This is a genomic window from Nocardia glycosmidis, assembly GCF_052545115.1.
The window spans coordinates 180,444-198,897 of record NZ_JBQWRH010000006.1; the positions used below are offsets into that span (position 1 = coordinate 180,444).

General features: G+C 65.9%; 22 protein-coding genes and 1 tRNA gene. 7 read left to right on the forward strand and 16 right to left on the reverse strand.

Going from position 1 to position 18,454, the window contains the following annotated elements; genetic code table 11:
• Positions 1 to 29: 29 nt before the first annotated feature.
• From ACT86A_RS10185 to ACT86A_RS10200, 4 genes are all read right to left on the reverse strand, one after another.
• The gene (locus tag ACT86A_RS10185) at positions 30 to 2,165 is read right to left on the reverse strand and encodes an Rv1355c family protein (protein WP_445091785.1); all 2,136 of its coding nucleotides are present in this window, start codon (positions 2,163 to 2,165) and stop codon (positions 30 to 32) included.
• Positions 2,155 to 2,925 carry a hypothetical protein gene (locus ACT86A_RS10190; protein WP_445091786.1) on the reverse strand — a complete coding sequence of 257 codons (771 nt, stop codon included), beginning with the start codon at positions 2,923 to 2,925 and terminating at the stop codon, positions 2,155 to 2,157. The genes ACT86A_RS10185 and ACT86A_RS10190 overlap by 11 nt, the downstream gene beginning before the upstream one ends.
• Positions 2,926 to 3,175: 250 nt before the next feature.
• Positions 3,176 to 3,610, reverse strand: coding sequence for an effector binding domain-containing protein (locus ACT86A_RS10195; RefSeq protein WP_445091787.1), 435 nt, complete (start codon positions 3,608 to 3,610; stop codon positions 3,176 to 3,178).
• Positions 3,607 to 4,050, reverse strand: a complete 444-nt coding sequence (locus tag ACT86A_RS10200; RefSeq protein WP_445091788.1) for a GyrI-like domain-containing protein — start codon at positions 4,048 to 4,050, stop codon at positions 3,607 to 3,609. Before ACT86A_RS10200 ends, ACT86A_RS10195 begins: the two co-directional genes overlap by 4 nt.
• A 363-nt stretch (positions 4,051 to 4,413) precedes the next feature.
• Here ACT86A_RS10200 and ACT86A_RS10205 point away from each other — a divergent pair, with 363 nt between their 5' ends.
• Complete coding sequence (locus ACT86A_RS10205) at positions 4,414 to 5,151, forward strand: uracil-DNA glycosylase (RefSeq protein WP_445091789.1); 738 nt, start codon at positions 4,414 to 4,416, stop codon at positions 5,149 to 5,151.
• Positions 5,152 to 5,159: 8 nt separating this feature from the next.
• Here the strand turns inward: ACT86A_RS10205 and ACT86A_RS10210 are convergent, their stop codons facing one another.
• From ACT86A_RS10210 to ACT86A_RS10230, 5 genes are all read right to left on the reverse strand, one after another.
• A complete protein-coding gene (locus tag ACT86A_RS10210; RefSeq protein WP_445091790.1) occupies positions 5,160 to 5,393 on the reverse strand; it encodes a metallothionein in 234 nt (77 codons plus the stop codon).
• Between the two features lie 522 nt (positions 5,394 to 5,915).
• Positions 5,916 to 6,350, reverse strand: coding sequence for a type II toxin-antitoxin system VapC family toxin (locus ACT86A_RS10215; RefSeq protein WP_445091791.1), 435 nt, complete (start codon positions 6,348 to 6,350; stop codon positions 5,916 to 5,918).
• Positions 6,347 to 6,589, reverse strand: a complete 243-nt coding sequence (locus tag ACT86A_RS10220) for a ribbon-helix-helix protein, CopG family (RefSeq protein WP_445091792.1) — start codon at positions 6,587 to 6,589, stop codon at positions 6,347 to 6,349. The genes ACT86A_RS10215 and ACT86A_RS10220 overlap by 4 nt, the downstream gene beginning before the upstream one ends.
• Before the next feature lie 265 nt (positions 6,590 to 6,854).
• Positions 6,855 to 7,748, reverse strand: a complete 894-nt coding sequence (locus tag ACT86A_RS10225) for a hypothetical protein (protein WP_445091793.1) — start codon at positions 7,746 to 7,748, stop codon at positions 6,855 to 6,857.
• 10 nt (positions 7,749 to 7,758) lie between these two features.
• On the reverse strand, positions 7,759 to 8,490 hold the full coding sequence (locus ACT86A_RS10230; protein WP_445091794.1) for a rhomboid-like protein: 732 nt from the start codon (positions 8,488 to 8,490) through the stop codon (positions 7,759 to 7,761).
• A gap of 337 nt (positions 8,491 to 8,827) precedes the next feature.
• Between ACT86A_RS10230 and ACT86A_RS10235 the strand changes: the two genes are divergently transcribed.
• Both ACT86A_RS10235 and ACT86A_RS10240 read left to right on the forward strand, forming a co-directional pair.
• Positions 8,828 to 9,109 (forward strand): hypothetical protein, encoded by a 282-nt coding sequence (locus ACT86A_RS10235; RefSeq protein ID WP_445091795.1) that lies wholly within the window; start codon positions 8,828 to 8,830, stop codon positions 9,107 to 9,109.
• Entirely contained in the window at positions 9,106 to 9,414 is a 309-nt protein-coding gene (locus ACT86A_RS10240) for a type II toxin-antitoxin system PemK/MazF family toxin (RefSeq protein WP_445091796.1), read from the forward strand. The genes ACT86A_RS10235 and ACT86A_RS10240 overlap by 4 nt, the downstream gene beginning before the upstream one ends.
• Positions 9,415 to 9,644: 230 nt before the next feature.
• Here the strand turns inward: ACT86A_RS10240 and ACT86A_RS10245 are convergent.
• The 5 genes from ACT86A_RS10245 to ACT86A_RS10265 all read right to left on the reverse strand — a co-directional run bounded on the left by ACT86A_RS10245 (position 9,645) and on the right by ACT86A_RS10265 (position 14,273).
• Positions 9,645 to 9,717: transfer RNA gene (locus ACT86A_RS10245), tRNA-Ala, on the reverse strand.
• Positions 9,718 to 9,807: 90 nt separating this feature from the next.
• Entirely contained in the window at positions 9,808 to 10,983 is a 1,176-nt protein-coding gene (sepX, locus tag ACT86A_RS10250) for a divisome protein SepX/GlpR (RefSeq protein ID WP_445091797.1), read from the reverse strand.
• Positions 10,984 to 11,248: 265 nt separating this feature from the next.
• Positions 11,249 to 11,896, reverse strand: a complete 648-nt coding sequence (locus tag ACT86A_RS10255) for a GNAT family N-acetyltransferase (RefSeq protein WP_445091798.1) — start codon at positions 11,894 to 11,896, stop codon at positions 11,249 to 11,251.
• Between the two features lie 12 nt (positions 11,897 to 11,908).
• Positions 11,909 to 13,165: a molybdotransferase-like divisome protein Glp gene (gene glp, locus ACT86A_RS10260; protein ID WP_445091799.1), complete on the reverse strand. Its 1,257-nt coding sequence runs from the start codon at positions 13,163 to 13,165 to the stop codon at positions 11,909 to 11,911.
• Between the two features lie 151 nt (positions 13,166 to 13,316).
• Positions 13,317 to 14,273 (reverse strand): UTP--glucose-1-phosphate uridylyltransferase, encoded by a 957-nt coding sequence (locus ACT86A_RS10265; protein WP_445091800.1) that lies wholly within the window; start codon positions 14,271 to 14,273, stop codon positions 13,317 to 13,319.
• A gap of 69 nt (positions 14,274 to 14,342) precedes the next feature.
• Between ACT86A_RS10265 and ACT86A_RS10270 the strand changes: the two genes are divergently transcribed.
• The 4 genes from ACT86A_RS10270 (at position 14,343) to mscL (ending at position 16,691) form a co-directional block, all read left to right on the forward strand.
• On the forward strand, positions 14,343 to 14,951 hold the full coding sequence (locus tag ACT86A_RS10270) for a 5-formyltetrahydrofolate cyclo-ligase (RefSeq protein WP_445091801.1): 609 nt from the start codon (positions 14,343 to 14,345) through the stop codon (positions 14,949 to 14,951).
• 91 nt (positions 14,952 to 15,042) lie between these two features.
• The gene (locus tag ACT86A_RS10275; protein WP_445091886.1) at positions 15,043 to 15,369 is read left to right on the forward strand and encodes an FmdB family zinc ribbon protein; all 327 of its coding nucleotides are present in this window, start codon (positions 15,043 to 15,045) and stop codon (positions 15,367 to 15,369) included.
• Between the two features lie 86 nt (positions 15,370 to 15,455).
• Complete coding sequence (locus ACT86A_RS10280) at positions 15,456 to 16,121, forward strand: SAF domain-containing protein (protein WP_445091802.1); 666 nt, start codon at positions 15,456 to 15,458, stop codon at positions 16,119 to 16,121.
• Between the two features lie 165 nt (positions 16,122 to 16,286).
• Complete coding sequence (gene mscL / locus ACT86A_RS10285; RefSeq protein ID WP_445091803.1) at positions 16,287 to 16,691, forward strand: large conductance mechanosensitive channel protein MscL; 405 nt, start codon at positions 16,287 to 16,289, stop codon at positions 16,689 to 16,691.
• 80 nt (positions 16,692 to 16,771) lie between these two features.
• On the opposite strand, the gene ACT86A_RS10290 is transcribed toward mscL, so the two are convergent.
• Both ACT86A_RS10290 and ACT86A_RS10295 read right to left on the reverse strand, forming a co-directional pair.
• Positions 16,772 to 17,440, reverse strand: coding sequence for an MspA family porin (locus ACT86A_RS10290; RefSeq protein ID WP_445091804.1), 669 nt, complete (start codon positions 17,438 to 17,440; stop codon positions 16,772 to 16,774).
• 65 nt (positions 17,441 to 17,505) lie between these two features.
• Positions 17,506 to 18,174 carry an MspA family porin gene (locus ACT86A_RS10295; RefSeq protein ID WP_445091805.1) on the reverse strand — a complete coding sequence of 223 codons (669 nt, stop codon included), beginning with the start codon at positions 18,172 to 18,174 and terminating at the stop codon, positions 17,506 to 17,508.
• Positions 18,175 to 18,454: the final 280 nt, after the last annotated feature.

Below are 18,454 nucleotides of genomic sequence, written 5' to 3' on the forward strand. Positions count from 1 at the left end.
TCCGCCGTGGCACATTGTCTCCGATCGCGCTAACTACGGGCGTCCACGCCGAGCACCGGACGCCGCCTACTGCGTACGGTGGCGGCGCAGGCGTAGCTCAGGCGAAGCACCAACGCCATGGTCTCATGCTCTGGCACTTCCAGCAGGTTCAGGAAACGACCTTGAAGCGACGCCAGTGTATCCGCGAAGTCGGGAGAAATCGCGGTAAGTTCGCCCGGGCGTCGGGCGTACAGGTATACCGGCGAAATCGGCTGCACACTCAATCCGAGGCGCTCGGCCTGCACCCAAACTCGCGCGACCGCGGCGCCGGCCTCCGCATAGTCACGCAGCCCGGGGTCGGGCCCATCGAATGTCACGGCCAGAATGGCGGAGCTGGACCGCACGCGGTCACCGGTGTATTTCCCCAGAGCCGCCCCGCCGGACCAGGCTCGCAGCTGCGCCATGACATCGGCGCGCGTCGTGATCTCGAACGCGGCCCACTCGTCATCGCTGAGTTCGAGGCTGCGGGCATCGATCCCGGTGTCCGGGTCATCGTCCGGCCACCGGACTTCGGCAAGCATTTCCTCGTATAACCGGGGGGTGAGATAACGGATTCGGTCGGAATCGCCCAGCAAACGAGCAGCTTCTTCGATTTCCAGCCGATTCACCACGGCGCGCACCTGCCCACCGGCCGATTCGGCGACCGTCGTCAGGGAATCGAGTACCCCGTCGGCCAGCCGGGCGCCGGTACCGATCCGGCGATTGGTCGCGCGGTGCAGCACGGCGGGGTAGTCGGCGGCGAGCTCCGGATTCCGCTCACCGCTCAGCCGCAGCCGCGCGACCAGCTCGCCGCCCCCCGCGGCGCCCTCGCGGAACTCGTGCGGGCCGAGGATGCCGTGCGCGGCCGCGGCGACCCGCGCGTTGTACAAGGCCACGCCCAGTGCGACGGCGCTGCCGCGATAGCCGATATCCAGCGCCGAGGTGAACTCCGGCGCCAACGCGATGTGGATGTCGCTCGGCCCCGCCCGCAGCGACCATGGCTGCATATTTCCCCCGGACGGCGCCCGCTGCGCGCAGGCCAGCACCCTGTCGACGGGTCCACCGACCGGCTCGGGCGCCACCTCCGCCCATACCTGCCGGTCGGCCCGCGGTGGGTCGGCCAACTCGTCGAGATGCCGTTCCACATCCACCCGGACGCGACCGGAATTCAGCGTCATGCCCAGGCCGATGCGCCGCACGGCGGCGACCACACTCGCGGCCCCGACGGTGACATCGCCACCCAACTGCGGCCAGCTGGTCACCGTCTCCCCGACTTCGACCATGCTCGCCCCCAGTCGCGGTGACAGCCCGGCGGCGCCGAGCAACTTCACCACGAACGGCGCCTTCTCCCGCGGCGTCAGGCCGCGCAGATCCGCGGCACGAATCTCGCCGAGCAAACCGTGAAATGCCGGCCGGTCAGGTTCGAGATCGAAACGTTCGACATCCAGCAAACCACGATCGCTCGTCTCCATCAGCAGCGGAACGGCGTGCCGAGCCGCCGCCTCTCGGACCAAGAGCTTCATATCGAGGGAATCACATTCTTCGACGACGACGGCCAAACCGTCCAGAAATGCGTCCACCGAATTCTCGTCAACTCCCGCGGCGAAGATATCGACAGGCAGATACGGGTCCAGTTCGGCAATGCGCCGCGCGGTCACGACCGCTTTGTTGACGCCGACGTCGAACAGTGTTCCGGGAACCCGGTTGAGATTCGACAATTCGATTTCGTCCAGATCGGCCAGACGCAGGCCGCCGCAAACACCTTCCAGTGCGAGCAGATGCGCGATCGCGTGTCCGGCGCTCTGCCCGATTATCCCGATCGCGCTTTCGGCCAGACGATCCTGTTCCGTCCTGGTGAGTTTGTTCCGATTGCGATCCAGCCGAATCGCGCGGAAAGTGCGCGGGCCCGGCAATCCGAGCACGGTCGCGCGCCACGGATAGTGGACCCACCGATCCGCTTCGGGGCCCTCCGAGATATTCGGCGCGGCCACCATTTTGCCGAGCTCGGCGCGCAGCAAATCGCGCAGATCGGTGAATTCGACGCGCGGATCATCGCGCAGCGCGGCGAGCGTTCGAGCGTCGCCCGGATCAGCGGGGTCCAGGAGCACGGGCCGGTGCGATGTCACCCGAGTGCGGTCACCGTCCATATCCGCGCCGATCCTCCGCTGTGCGAAGGCTCGCGCACGGGTTGCCGAGCGGCCGGGGCGCAGGGAGGCCGAGCGCCTGCTGTTCGGCCTGAATCAGTGACCGCTGCGATTCGTCGGCAAATGCGGGATAGGACCGGGTATCCCACCACAGCGGAACGGTCTGGTAGCGCTCATCGGGATACGGAACCGCCGCGATCCCCTCAGCGGGCACCGCGCCGCACGACTGGTGCCGGCCTGCGGTGAACGACGCCACCGTGGCGAAACCATAGCGCGCGCCGCGTATGCGCGCCGCGTGCAAAGCCGTGCGTGATATGGCCGCGCTCAGATCGGCGCGGTTGGGCGCGTCACGGGCAACCCACGCCCCTTTGGCTTCGACCACGCCCTCCGGAATTCGGTCATCGATCATCCGGGTCAGCTTGTCCGCTCCGGGATGACCCGCCCATTCGACCAGCGCATGCGCCTGCTGCGCCGCGGCGTACGGCCCCTGTATCCGCACGCCGGCGACGATGTCACCGCCCGCGTCGAGCGCCACGAAGAACAGCGACGTCGACCGGCCGTCGACGACCGACTCGTATTCGAGCGCGTGTTCGACTCCGAAGCGCTGGTAAACCTCCCGCGCACCGTTGAGGTACCGGTGCCAGAGCTCCGGCTGAATACTCGGTTCGGCAACAAAGAAAGCACAGTCGGCCGCGTCGTAATACCGAAACACTCCCCGCCCACGGGAGTTCTCCGGCACGACTGCAGTCAGATCCACAGTCATGTTGTTCCTACTCCATCGCCGCGCTGCTCTGCGCGATAGTCCAGCCTCATGCAGCACCCCCACGGCTCATGAGCCGAGATGAAGTTGCCCAGGGCAGTATCCGTCATCCGCCATGAATTGACCAGCCGGCCCGCAAATCTTCCGAAAAGCCTGCGGGACAGCTGATGTTTTAGCAGGCCAGCGGCACCGTAAGCGATATGGGAATTAACGAGGAGACCAGTCGGTTCTGGTTCAGCTAATTTTATGCAAACTAAACCAGGATGGAGATGAATAGTTCAACAGACTCCGGCCCGTGCCAGATCTCGATCTCTTCACGATAGGCACGAGTGATCTCGGCCGACGCCGTCGCGTCGTCGACCTGCGCCCACACGTCCTCCACCGGATCGTGGTAGTCGCCATTAGGCGCGAAACGCGCGTAGACACCCTTCGGCACCCGCACCAGGACGTCGCCCACCGGCACTGCGTCCGCCGCGGGGTAATCGAAACACACCACGGCGTTGTAATTCCCCGCCGGATCCGGCACGTACACCGTGTACATCGGACGGTTCTCGCCCGCGCGGTCGCGCAGCCGGTCCTTGAGAAACTCGATCAGGTCACTATTGCTGACCTTGAAGCTCGGGCGCACCCGCGGGACGACCAACCCGCCGTAGACCGACTCGGCACGCACCACGATCGCATAACTCATCGCGCGTCGACCGCCAGGTAGAGATCGATCTTGTAGGCATGCGGATAGCACTCGAAGTCGCCGGTATAGGTCCGCTTGATCTGGTTGTGCTCCTCGGCGTACGCGATCTGCGTCCACAGGTCGGTCATCACCCGCGGGAAATTACCGACCGACGAGAACCGCGCGTAGGCACCACGCGGCAGCCGTGCGACCAGATGCCCACGGGTCACGTCATCGAAGGACGCACACTGATAGCCGACGATCTGAGTGTTGTAGGTGCCCAGCTCACCGCTGTAATCGGTGTAGGCACTGGCCAACGGCCCGCCGAGTTCCTGGTGCAGCACGGCTGCCCAGGCGGCCTCCAGATCGCGGTCACGCAGTTCCCCGAGCGCACGCTTTGGGCTGCGCACCGGCAGTCCGGCAACCCATATCTCGTCCCGCTCGACGATCTCAAACTGCATGGAAGACTCTTTCAATGGAAGCCGGGGGTGAGCTACCCGCATCCGGTCGGTCGAACCGCCATGCTACCAACCTCGACCGGGTGGTTCCGATCACATGTCCGGCTCGATTTCGGTCTGGCCATGGGGCTGAACTGGACCGATGTCCGAGGCTGCCGGTCTCGCATTGCGGCGATGAACAAGCGATTCGATGCATAGTGGGCGTGATCGTCCGGTTTCGCCGAACCGTAGCACCACCGAACGGAGTTCTGATGAACAACAGCTCGATCTCCGGCCGCACGCACCACCGGGCCGTCATGGCCGCAGCGCCCTGGCACAGACGCCTGCCCGCGCGGGCCGACCACGCTGTCCGAACCCCGCGCTGACATGTGCCACAGCATCGCCGCACTCGACGCCGCGGTCGCCGACTGCTTCGCCTGCCCACGCCTGGTCGCCTGGCGCGAGCTGGCGGCCCAGCAGAAACGCCCCGCTTATCGCGACCAAACCTACTGGGGCCGAGCGGTTCCCGGCTTCGGGCCGGATGACGCCCGGATGCTCATCGTCGGGCTCGCGCCCGCTGCGCACGGCGGCAATCGGACGGGGCGTATGTTCACCGGCGACCGCAGCGGTGACGTGCTCTACGCGGCGCTGCACGCCGTGGGCATGGCCAACCAGCCGACGTCGACGAGCATCGATGACGGCCTGCGGCTGACCGGCGTACGGATCACCGCGCCGGTGCACTGCGCGCCACCGGACAACAAACCAACCCCGGCCGAACGAGACCGGTGCAGCCACTGGCTGGACACCGAACTGCGCCTGCTGACACCGACCTTGCGCTCGGTGGTGGTGCTCGGCGCGTTCGGATGGCAGGCGCTGTTCCCGGTGCTGGCGCGCGCCGGCTGGGTCGTGCCGCGGCCGCGACCGAAATTCGGCCACGGAGCGCACGTCGAAATTCCCGCGACCGACACCGGACGGACGCCGCTGCACCTGTTCGGCTGCTATCACGTGAGCCAGCAGAACACCTTCACCGGACGACTCACTCCGGCCATGCTCGAAGCCGTGCTCAGCGATGCCGCGGCGGCCGCGGGGATCGGTGTGCGGCGGGTGCGCGCCGCGCGCGAATGAGCAGCGGTTCACACGTGGTCGACCAGGGCCGGGTGTCCTGCCTCGTGAGCGCAGTGCGCGCAGCAGAAGTAATCCCCACCCGCCTCGACACCATGACCGAGGATTCGGCAGGAACAGTGCGTACAGGTCGGGGCCATCGCATTGATCGCGCACTCGAAGCTGTCGAAGATGGCGGATTCGCCGTCACGGGTGATGGTGAACGTCTTGTCGTACTCGTTCCCACAGGTGATGCAGGTGGCCATGAGATTCACCGGTCCTCTCGAGTCGAATGGACAGCTCGTCGGGAGTCGCGGTACCCATCGGCGAGCACATAAAACCGACGCGGACGAGCGCAGGCGGTCACCGCGCCCGGACTGCCCGGCAGCCGCCCGGCCTCAGGACCCGACTACCGCGAGTGCCCCGCACGGGCAAGCCTGCACGGCCTCCCGCACTGCGGCGTGACCGGTCAGAACCGATGCTGCTGAGACGACCAGCGCGGCCACCACCGTCTTCCATCGAAACCCACTGGCTGCCACGAGAACTCGCCCCTGTCGATCTGTGCCGTTCAGCCCAGGAAGGCAGCAACATGGAAATTCCGTCGATGAATCGACAACACCATGGCCACCAGCCTATCGAGCCGGATATTTCGGGGCTGAATTGAAATTCGCCAATACGGGATGTCCTGACCTATAGGGCATCTCGGTGCTGTCTATCTCCACGCCCACGTTACGCACATCCCGGGAACGGCTCCGATGGAGTGGCGCGACTGCGGAGCGGATGGCGGGCTACAGGTCGGCGGGCAGAATCCTGAAGTTGTCGAAGCCGCGGGTGAGGGGGGCGATCGTCCGGAAGTCGCGTTGGTCCAGTGTGAATATCGTGTCCGTCCGGTATCGATCCGCCAGGACAACGCCCACGGCGTCCGCGAGGTCGAGACGAAGCCCCTCGTACTTGCCGCGGACCTCCTGGGCCGCCGCCAGATCGACATGCTTCAACTCGGCCAGGCGGTAGCGCCCTTCGATCATTCGCCCCATGAGGGCGTCGGTGACCTGCATGGCGGCGGGGAACCCGAGATCGCGATGAACGAGGTGATCCAGTTCGGTCAGAACCAGTGGCGAGATCACCAACGTCTCCTGCTCCATCACCGCGAGCGCTTGCTGATGCTCGGCCTGATCACCGTCGAACGCCGCGAACAGTGCCGAGGTGTCGGCGACGATGATCATCGCCGCCGCGACCGTTGCTTGATGTGATCGTAGATCTCATCGTTCATCTCTTGTGCGGTGCGTGAACGGCCGCTATGGAACACCGGCAGCGGCGCGTCGTGTTTCGGGCGGTCGGACGCGTCGAGCAGCATGGCGATTCCCCGGCGAATGAGTTCCGCCTTGCTCACACCCGTCGCGGCGGCTTCCGCGTCGAGCCGCGTCTCGAGCTCGTCGGGAAGATAAACCGTGGTCTTCACCATGCCATATAGGGTACCACCCGTCGATATCAGAGCATCAAGGAAACACTGAGCAAAGGCCGCGGGCCGAACCAGCCGGCGAGGCATTCCTCGGCCGCGCTTTCCTGGTCCGCCGCCGTCAGGTTCAGCATCTGCTCGGCGTGTCGATGAGCTCCGCATCCTGCGGAACGATGCCGAGGGTGAGGTGCGGCAAACCGATCGATGATCGATGCTCGTCACACGCCAAAGGTCGGCGGCTGAATACTCGCGCGACGCCCTACCGTCGTCGCTACCAGCGGAAAACGCGACGTATGCGACTGACGGTGCCGTTCGGCCTGTTTAAGCCGTCTCCGTCGGCGGATGCCATTTGGACGACGATCCCACCGAAGCGTGCCTCCTGCATGGTCGCTGGGCGTGCATCGATAAAACACACACCGGTTCGGGTGACCTCGACGCATTCCTCATATCGAGAGCCGGAGCTGTCCGAGTGCTCGAGCGTGTCGGTGTAGTAGGCGATCATCCCGCCACTGAAATCGGTGTTGAAACCGGTGACCCGGCGCCCGGCGTGGTCGGTAGTGCGGTGCAAGCAGTGATCGCAGACCGCGCGGGGGTAGCGTTCCTCGTAGATCGTCGGCCGCTCGCAGTGCGGGCAGGGCTGGGTGTATCGACGCCCAGGGGCCGGGCTTTGCAAGAGGAAATCGTTGCGGGCGAGTATTTTACGACCGGAGTCTGCCTGGTTGTGGTCGCGCCGCAGGATGAGCAGAATGAACTCGGCGTAGTCGGCCGTCTCGGCGTCGATCGCTGCGCGCCCGGGTAGCTCGTCGATGCGAGTTAGGCCGGTATCGTAAGCATCGAGTGCCACTCTGTGCGCCACCGAGAGTTCGCTGTCGGGGATTTGCCTGTTGGCGTGTTCGCTTCGGGCCAGGTGTTCGGCGATCACCGTTTCGATGGTGCGTCCGTCTGCCGACAGTACCCCACTGCCGTAACCAGTCGTGGTCACCAGGACATAGCCGTCCATGTCACCGTAGAGCGTCTGCAAGAAGGCGAAACCTCGCCCGTAGCGGGCATTCTCGAGCCCCTGGTGGTGGTAGGGGATCAGAGTGCCGGGATCCTGTGCCACCTCGCGCGCGATTCGCAGCGCTTCGTCGTAGGTCGGCGGAGAGCTCGGGTCCGTACTTTCCATGGTCGCTAGCCTATCGAGGCGGATATTCCAAGGCTGAATCGAAATTCGGCCGTACGGACCGTCCAAAAGACAGCGGGTAACACATGAACCCGATCAGCATCGCGGTGAAGTGCCCGATGTCGGTGAATGTCCGGCCCTCGAACAGCGGGATCGCGTAGCAGACCACGACGCCCGCCGCGTAGGCGAAACGCCACGGTCGCGCGATCCGGTAGACCAGCACCGCGACCACGCCCGCCAGCGCATAGCTGACTCCGACGTCCAGGGTGTACACCTCTTCTGCCGGCGCGTACCCGTGCCGAATTGCCCAGTACAGGACTCCCTCGCTGAGGTAGGTGGCGCCCACATGCGCTGTCACCACGACACCGAGCCAACGCAGGGTGCCCAGCCATCGCTCGGCAGGAACATGGAAGATGTTGAACAACACCAGATACCAGATCCACGACCAATACCAGATCCGCCCCCCGCCGGGGAGCCAGAGCGCGCTGGCGATCAGAACCCGAACCGGGTCCTCCTGCAGGTGATGCAAATTCGTCGAACGATCACCGAGCACAACGCGGGCGGCCTCCGGCGACAGGTGGTTCAACACCGCGGTCGTGACCAGCAGGATGGCGAGCCAGATGAACGTACCTGGTGCGCGCCGAATATATGACCAGACGGCATGAGCGATCGCCCCGGCCCGGTTCGTCCGATGATCCCGCCTTGCTGCCGGATGAGGGTCGCCCGGTCCAGTCGATCGCGTCATGCCCTCCCTCCTGTGCTGGGTCCCCCGATCGATCCTGGGTCATCTCACGGTCGCGAGGTTATGCGAGTGGTTCCCGAGGCTGTCAGTGCCGCCGAAGACCTAAAATCGACACAATTCTTCCAGGCAAGTTCTCCAATCTCCATTGACCACGTCGAGACACCCGCCCCGGTCTTCGGCAAGTTTCCTACCTGCAGCGCAGAGCATGCTTCGGAGATATCCACAATGACACCCCGGGCGCTGGGATCGGTGTTGGTCGACCAGCGGCTTCTACCACCGCCGGCATCCAAGCCGATCGCATCCACCCCGTCGGCACATCAGCGTTGCACAGATGCTGCACATGCCGTCTACACTGGAAGTCATGAACACCGAGACGAGGAAGAATACGCCGAGTACCAGCACTCCTAAGGCCACCAAGAGCGCCACCACCGGCATCCGGTTCACCCAAGCCGACAAGACCCTCGTCGACAAGCTCACCAAACCGGGGGAAACCAAGGCGGATGTAATCCGTCGTGCCTTACACGAGCTGGAACGCCGGGAATGGGTTATTGCCGCCCAACAGGAAGCCGAACGAATCGATGCCTCCGGTGAAGACCTCAACCAGGAGCCAGACGCCTGGTGATCCGCGCAGCCGTCCATCAGGTAGATCTCGGTCAGGTCAGCCGCGGCCGCGAGCAACGCGGCAAACGCTATGGAGTAGTCCTATCCGAAATCGATTGGTCCATGGTCACGGTGGTACCCACCTCGACCTCGGCTCGAGATTCACCGTTTCGTCCGCGGGTTGAATTGCTCGGCAGCTCAACGCTTCTGCTGGTGGACCAGATCCGTTCCTTGGATACCCAATATGTCCGGGACATGGTCGGGTACCTGTCCCAAGAAGACATGCAGCGCCTGGAACGCGCCGTGCGGCTGTACCTCAGACTGTAGCCAAACCCACTGGTTCGAGGCAGCCCGGCTCGTGAGGCAGCAACGACATCCTGGAATACATACCCGGCAAACGGGTGCGCGGGCGCGAATCCCGCCGGTGCAAAGACATGCTGGGAATCGAATCGCGGTCCGCGCAAATCCACAGATACAGGCATCGTCGACCACACGACTCGATCTAGTCACCAGAAACAGAAAACCCGCAGGTCGTTGACCTGCGGGTTCCTATGAAGTGGAGCTAAGGGGAATCGAACCCCTGACCTTCTCGATGCGAACGAGACGCGCTACCAACTGCGCTATAGCCCCGTGCGGCTCCGGGGAACCGCGCTGTGACACTGTATCAGGCCCGGCCCCGAGACTCCGAATCGGTGGGCTGACCTGCCCGGATTGTGGGGATTACGCGCCCTCCGCGCGGCGAGTGTCGCCGGTGGTTCGGCCGCGCAGCGCGCGGGCGGTGGCCGGGTCGAAGGGGTCGAGGTGGTCGAAGAGGGGGTCTTCGTCGTCGGGGTCGACGAGTTCGGAGCGGCGGCGCAGAGCTCGGGCGGTGTCGCGGTCCATAGCGACCTGCGGGGCGCTGCCTCGGCTCACGCGGGGGTCGGCTCCGCCCTGGCCGCGGCTGAGGCGGGAGGCGCGCTTGCGGCGGATCTCCTCTTCCATCCGCACCTGCTTGCGCAGGTAGCCCAGATACGTCACGAGGACGACGGCGGACAGTCCGCTGGCCCACCACAGCAGGGGTGTGAGCACGAACGCGAGCGCGCCGCACAGGATGGCGGTGAGCACCAACCCGAGCACGGCACGCTGACGGAAGGTGTAGCGGGCGGCGCGGGCGATCGCGTCGGCTTCGGGGTCGAAGCCGCCGCGTCCGCGGCGAGTGGGAACGAAGTCCGGTTCGTCCGAGTCGGTTTCGTCGTAGTCGGTTTCGTCGTAGTCGGCTTCGTCGTAGTCGTCATAGGCCACGCGGGCGGGCGCGGCGGAACGCGCCGGCGGGATTCTGGCCGCGACCTGGTCGGGGTGGTGTGCGCCCACGCCGTCATCATCGGCCGTCGCGTCGATCTCCGCAGCGGCTTCGGCGGCTTCCGCATCACTTTCCGGCTCGTCGTCGTAGGGTTCCGCGGTCGCGAAGTCGGCGTCGTCCGATTCCGCCTCATCGAGTTCGACATCATCCAGTTCGACGTCATCGAGTTCGACGTCATCGAGTTCGACATCATCGAGTTCGACATCATCGAGTTCGGCGTCAGCGATGCCGGACGCCGGGGCGTCGTAGGGCGCGGGCAGGTACTCCTCGTCGGTATCGGTGACTGGCTCGTCGGCCGGTGTCGTCATCCGGTCCTCCGCATCATCACTGTAGGCAAACTCTCTCGGTACGCGGCGGGGCCGCCAGTTCGGATCGGTTTCGTGCCCGGCAGCCGGGCCCTTTCTGAGCCGTCGCTTGCCACCGCCGCGGTGCAGGACCCGGGTGGCCAGCGCGGCGTCGGTGGTCCGGCGGATCCTCGGGTGGCGGTCGGCGAGCATCGGGAACAGGACGAAGACCCAGAGCACGACAAGACCGATCCACAGGATCGAATTCGGCATCGCGTCAGCACCTCCGTCCCCGCCTGGATTCCGTCCGGCTCGGCCCGCGAGTGGCGCGTGATACGCCGCGCTCGTCCGGCTCCGGCGTCCGACGCAGTCGCGCCGACGCCGAACGCCCGCAGGCTCCCTGCCGATGACACAGGACGCACCATCGACGTCCGTAGGCTAATTCCGGGTAGCACCAAGTTCCGGCAGGCGCGCCGTGCACATCCGCCACACCTGTCACATTTCCACCAATACCACCCACGCTCGGTGGCCCGCGCTACTACCGGGCGACGCGCCCCTCTCGCACCAGGCGGTCCAGAACTGTTCCGGCGACATCTTCGACGGTGATGCCGACCAGTAGGTGATCGCGCCAGGCGCCGTCCACGTCGAGGTAGTTCCGTAGCAGCCCTTCCTCCCGGAAGCCGACGTTGCGCAGCACCGCTTGACTGGCCAGATTCTCCGGTCGCACGGTCGCCTCGACCCGATGCAGGCCCACCGGACCGAAGCAATGGTCGAGCCCGAGCGCCAGTGCCGCGGTCGCGACACCCTGCCCGCTGAGATCCTTGCTCACCCAGTAACCGATCCAGGCCGAGCGCAGCGCGCCACGCACGATATTGCCGATGGTCAGCTGCCCGCCGAACAACCCGTCCACCTCGATCACCAGGGGGATCATCGCACCGCGGCGCGCCTCCGCCTTCAAGCTCGACCACAGCGGAGGCCAATTGGACGTGTGGTTGCGCGCATCCCATGTCCCCCGGCCGGTCGGCTCCCACGGCTCGAGATGCTCTCTGTCCCGCAACCGAATCCGGCTCCAGGCCGCCGCGTCGCGCAGTCGCACCGGACGCAAAGTCACCTGCCCCGCCGCCACCCGGACCGGACCTAGTCGAATGGGCCAACCTGGATGCTGAGTAGCCCGGAAGACATTCATCGATTCCACGTCTCAACCACGCTGTGCGAGAAAGGCGACCTGGACCTCGTCGCCGGTGCGAATCTCGGTGTCGTCCGGGTCGATCACGATCAGACTATTCGCCTCGGCGAGCGTGGCGAGCAGGTACGAGGACGAGTTCGCGCTGCCCAGTGGCTGCACCAGATACTCGCCGGTCGCCTCGTCCCGCATGAGTTGCGCGCGCAGATACCCTTTGCGCCCGCTCATGGAGCTGATCGGCATGATCGTGCGGGCGCGGATGATCCGGCGCATGGGATGCCTGCGCCCCAACGCGATCCGGATCAGCGGCCGCACCATCACTTCGAACACGACGAGCGCGCCGACCGGGTTGGACGGCAGCAGAAAGGTCGGTACCTCGTCACGGCCGAGCTTGCCGAAACCCTGCACCGAGCCGGGATGCATGGCCACCCGGGTGATTTCGAGCTCGCCGAGCCCCTCCAGCGCCTCCCGGACCTGCTCGGAGGCCCAGCCGCCGACCGCTCCCGCGATGATGACGACTTCGGAGCGCACCAGCTGCCCTTCGACCACGTCACGCAACCGGCGCGGATCGGAACTCACGATACCGACCCTGTTCACATCCGCGCCCGCGTCGCGCGCGGCCGCCGCCAGGGCATAGGAGTTCACGTCGTAGACCTGGCCGGGGCCCGGGGTGCGATCGATGTCGATCAGCTCTGCGCCCACCGAGATCACCGATAATCGCGGTCGCGGGTGCACCAGTACCTTGTCCTGCCCGACCGCGGCGAGCAGACCGACTTGCGCGGCGCCGATGATGGTTCCCGCGCGCACCGCGACATCGCCCGGCTGGACGTCGTCGCCGACACGCCGGACGAAATCCCCGGAGCGCACCGACTCGTACACCTTGATCCTGGCTCGCCCGCCGTCGGTGTAATCGAGCGGGAGAACGGCGTCGGCGAGGGTCGGCATCGGCGCACCGGTGTCCACCCGGACGGTCTGTCGCGGCTGCAATCGGATCGGCTGCCGCGATCCGGCGACCACCTCGCCGACCACCGGAAGGGTCAGGTCGACGAGATCGCCCGCTTCGTCGCGGATGTCGGCACCCGCGGAGGCGACGTCGACGCTGCGCACCGCGTAACCGTCGATCGCGGCCTGGTCGAAGCCGGGCAACGGACGCTCGGTGACGACGTCCTCGGCGCACAGCAGGCCCTGGGCCTCGGAAATCGCGACCCGAACCGGCCGGGGCGCGACCGCCGCGGCGGTCACCTTGATCTGCTGATCCTCAACCGAGCGCATCCAGCCCTTCCTGATCCTCTCCGCACTCCATTCCGATCCGCCTACGCGGGCGGACGGGATCGCACCGCGGCGCAAGCACGTTCGCGCGCACCGCGGTGAACCACCATTCGTACCCGACAGCTCACTCTCGGCGAAACCCCGGATGGGCCCGTCAGTCGTCGGTGGTCAGCTGCGGATCCCAATCCGGGCCGAGGCGGTGCTGCAGCCACTCGCGCAGGGCGGGGCCGTATTCCTCTCGTTCCAGTGCGAAATCGACCGCAGCACGAAGATAACCGCCGGGGTTGCCCAAATCGTGGCGCGACCCACGGTGCACCACCACATGAACCGGATGTCCTTCGGCGATCAGCAGTGCGATGGCATCGGTGAGTTGCAGCTCCCCGCCCGCGCCGGGCTCGATGCGGCGCAGCGCGTCGAAGATGGCGCGGTCCAGGAGATACCGGCCCGCGGCGGCGAACGTCGAGGGCGCGTCGGCGAGTGCGGGCTTCTCCACCATGCCCTTGACGCGCAGCACATTCGGGTTCACGGCGTCCGGGACCGGCGCCACGTCGAACACGCCGTACGCGCTGACCTCGTCCTTCGGCACGTCGATGGCGCACAGCACGGTCCCGCCGCGTTTGCGGCGCACGCGGCTCATCACGTCGAGCACACCGCAGGGCAGCACCAGGTCGTCGGGCAGCAGCACCGCGATGGCGTCCTCGTCGTCGTCGAGCGCCCGCTCGGCCTGGGCGACCGCGTGGCCGAGGCCGAGCGGCTCCTCCTGCACCACCGAGGTGACGTCGAGCAGCGCCGGCGCTTTGCGCACTTTCTCCAGCAACGTGTACTTGCCGCGCTCGGCGAGCGTGCTCTCCAGCACCAGGTCCTCGACGAAGTGGGCGACGACGCCGTCTTTGCCCGGCGATGTGACGATCACCAAGCGCTCGGCGCCGCAGTCGGCCGCCTCGCTGGCAACCAGTTCGATGCCGGGGGTGTCCACCACCGGAAGAAGTTCCTTGGGCACTGTCTTGGTCGCAGGCAGGAACCGTGTCCCCAGACCTGCCGCGGGCACCACAGCCGTGCGGAAGCACGACACCACCGTGCTGTCACCGGGCGGTCCAGCCTTTGCTGTCATGCACATACCCTATCCATCCATCACGCCATCGGGGTCGGCGTCGCGCCTACCGGGTGCCGGGGTGAGCCTATGGTGATCACCGTGGATATGCCCGGCGAGCGCGATAAACAAGCATGGCGCACCGAACTGACGGACCGACGAGCCGTGCTCAGCGCCACTGTCCAGGAGGACGAAGCACTGGCCTTGGCGGCGGCGGTCACGACGCTCGGCGTGCGGGAGTGGGTCTGCGCGTATGTGCCGGTCGACCGGGAGCCTGGATCGACGGCGATGCTGGACGCGCTGCGGGCCGGTGGCGCGCGGGTGCTGCTGCCGGTCACCGGTCCGCCCGGACCGCTGAGCTGGGCCGAGTACACGGGAGCGGACGAGATGCGGCGCGCTCGCTACGGGCTGCTGGAGCCGATCGGCACGGTGCTGCCTCCGGACACCGTGGCAAGGGCCGAGACGATCCTGGTCCCCGCGCTCGCGGTGGATCGGCGCGGGGTCCGGCTCGGCCGCGGCGCCGGCTACTACGACCGCACGCTGGCGGCCGCACGCCCGGACGCGCGATTGGTCGCGGTGGTGCGGGACGACGAATTGGTCGAACGACTGCCTGAGGAACCGCACGATCTGCGCATGGGCTGGGCCCTGACACCGCGCGGTGGCCTGCGCCGACTCGGCGGCGATAGCGCCTGGGAATGAGCGGCGATAGCACCCGGGAATGAAAGGCCGATTGGCAGTGTTGGCACTGTCGCCTGTAGAGTGCCAGGTTGACGAATACCCGGAGGATCCTGTGCCAACTTACTCGTACGCGTGTACCCAGTGTGACAACCGCTTCGACATCGTTCAGTCGTTCACCGACGAAGCTCTGAGCGTCTGCGCGGAGTGCTCGGGAAAGCTGCGCAAGCTGTTCAACTCGGTCGGCATCGTCTTCAAGGGCAGCGGCTTCTACCGCACCGACAGCCGCGGCGGCGCGTCCACCGCGAGCGAGCCCGCCAAGTCCGACAGCGGTTCGAGTTCGTCCGCCGACTCCAGTGCGCCGGCCTCTAGTGCGTCGGCCTCTAGCGGGTCGGCCTCCAGCGGATCGAACACGGCCACCAGCACGGCCGTGGCCAGCTGAGTCTGCGTTTTCCACAGCATCCTCGTTATCCACAGCCCGCGGTGATGCCGGGCCGGCGAGTATGAGCTCGGCCATAGGATCCGGCCATGACTCGCGCACTCGCCGACCTCGGCCGCGGCGGCTGGAACCCCTCCGGGTGGCAGCGCCCGCCCTGGGCCGACGCCGTCCTCGCACGACGGTTGCTCGCCGCCGTCCTCGCTGCACTCGCGGCCGTCCTCTTGATACGTGGTGACCCCGGCACCGAGCGCATGCCGATCGTCGTCGCGGCTCGAGATCTAGCGCCCGGACGACTGCTCGAGGCAGGCGACCTGCGCTCGGCGCCACGCGAAGCGGGTACGCTGCCCGCGGGCGCGGTCGCCGATCCGGCCACCCTCGTCGGCGCGACGCTGACCGGCGCGATGCGTGCGGGCGAGGTCTTCACCGATCTGCGCGTCATCGGTCCACGGTTGGCCGTGGCGGCTACCGGAGCTCGCGACGGCAGGATCGTGCCGATCCGCCTCGCCGACACGGCGGTCGCGGACATCCTCCGCGCGGGTGATCGCGTCGACGTGATCGGCGCCGAAGACTCGAATGGGCCCGCCACGCGGCCGTTCCGCACTCTGGTCACCGACGCCGCAGTCATCCTGGTCTCGTCCCCGGCCGGCGGACGGGACACGAGCGAACGCGTCGTCTTGGTCGCGATGGACGCCGAGCACGCCACCACCGTTGCCGGGGCGTCCCTGCGCACCGCCCTCACCGTTGTCTTTCATTGACTGTCTTTCGTTCATACCGAGCGACGACCTGCCATGCGGGCGGACATACCGAGCGACAAGGTTCGCCGAGAATTCGCCGTCGGGTCAATTAGCATCGGGCCACTGGCGGGCGAAAGACCACAGAGCGTCGACTGCTCAGCTCCACACGAAGAGGAGACATCAGCCATGCTCAAGGATTTCAGAGATTTTCTATTTCGCGGAAATGTCGTCGACCTGGCAGTTGCCGTAGTAATCGGTACGGCATTCGTCGCGATCGTCACCGCGTTCACCAACGGGCTCATCAATCCGATCCTCGCCGTCTTCGGCGGCACCGACAACCTCGGGCTCGGTTTCCGATTGATTGCCGACAAACCGGCCACGTTCGTTCAGGTCGGTCCGATCATCACCGCCGCGATCAATTTCCTGATCATCGCCGGCGTGCTGTTCTTCGTGCTGGTGCTGCCCGCCACGCAGCTGAAAAAGCGTTTCCGGCCCGATGACGCCACGCTCACCGATTCGGAGGTGCTGATCCAGATCCGAGATCTGCTCGCCGAAGGCCGGACCAGCGCGGGTGGGCGGCACGAGAGCTGAACTCGCCTGCGGCGGCCACGAAACGGGCCCGTCGTGATGACGACGGGCCCGTTTCGGATTGTGCGGTGGGTGTTCCGCGCTCAGCCGAGGCTGAAGGGCTGGCCCCACAGGGTCACCCAGGTGACCACGTTCTCGGTGTCGACCTCAACGCTGACGAAAGCCCGCGCCTGCGCGTAGCCACCGCAGCCGTTCAAACCGATGGTCTCGTCCGACCACGTCACCGAACCGCTGGTGCCTTTGAACGTATTGGAGGTCTTGTGCGACTCGCCACCGAAGTCATCAGCCTTCTCCAGATCGAGCACATAGAACGACTTCGCCTGACCCGGACCCAGCGACAGATTGCCACCGCTGTTGGCACCGACACCGCCGGTCAGCTGGGGGCCGCTCCAGTCCACATTGCCGTCCACACCACCGGTCGCACCGCCACCAGCGATATTCACCTGGCAGCCAACGGTGTAACCGGGGAAAATCCTGCCGCCCGCGGCGCCGGACAGCTCGACCTGCGCGCTACCGGACACCCACGCATTGCGGTGCACCGGCGTCGAGCCCAGTGACGGATTGATATTCGCCGACTCACCGACCAGACGGACGGTCACAACAGTGCCATCCGACAACGTCTTGGTGAGCTCCCCACCCGGCAACGGCACGAAAGTGTCGGCGTTCGCGGCACCGGTGGAGAATAGGCCCATAGCGATAGTGGCAGCGGCGCCGATGCCGGCCATCCGTGCCAGGTTCTTACGGTTGATCATGGTTGATATCCCTCGAGGATTGAGTCCGCTTCAGCGGGAGGATGGTTCGTTGGATTCGACAGACGTCAGCCGATGCTGAACGGCATCCCGTAGAGGGTGGTCTTCGAGTAGTGATCGCCGATGATCTCGACAACCGTGTACGAACGCGCCTGGGCATAGCCCGCGCAGCCCTGGATCTGAATCTCGGCATCCTGATATTCCACCGAGTACACACCCGGCTTCAGAATGTCCTTGTAATCGATCTGAACGAACTTCACCTCGCCGGGCCCGAGGTTGATACCGATCGAACCACCGGCACTGGCCCCACTCAGATTCACGCTGCCCGACACACCCGCCGAAATCGCGTCGTCGGCAATGCTGATCTGGCAGCCCACGATGTAGCCGGTGCTCAACTGCGAAGCACCATGCGTCGAAGAGTTGTTGGTCCCAGGATTACCCGTCGGACCATTGGTCGGACCGACCTCGCCCTCTGGCGTCACAGCGACATCGGCAATGGCATTACCCGAAACCCAGACCACGCGACCGGCGCCGTTGGCAGCGAGCGATGGCGAAATCAGGGCGCGTTCACCGTTTCTGGTGATAGTCACGCCAGGACCAACCTTCTGGCCGTCCGGCAACGGCACGAAGGTGTCGGCGTTGGCAGCACCGGTCGATAGCAGGCCCACAGCAACGGCCGCGGCAGCGCCGATGCCTGCGACGCGGGCACCGCGGCGCAGGGTGCGGTTCTCGCTCATACTTCCCCTCATCAGGTTCAAACAGTCAACCTCGACCATCGAGGCTGGACGTGGTCCTCTCAGGCCCAGCTCAGTTTGTCGCTCCTCTGTTGCCGATGTGTAACCGGCCGTTATTTCGGCGCAACGTACCAGCTGGTACGGAACGAGCCAAGTTCCGCCGAGCGGCCTCATACGTGCCGATTCCCGGGCCCTGCGTGGTCCAAATGTTGCATGGCTCGATGGGGACATTAAACGTTGGATAACGGCAGCCGCAACGGAGGGTTCATAAAGGCAAGAGTGA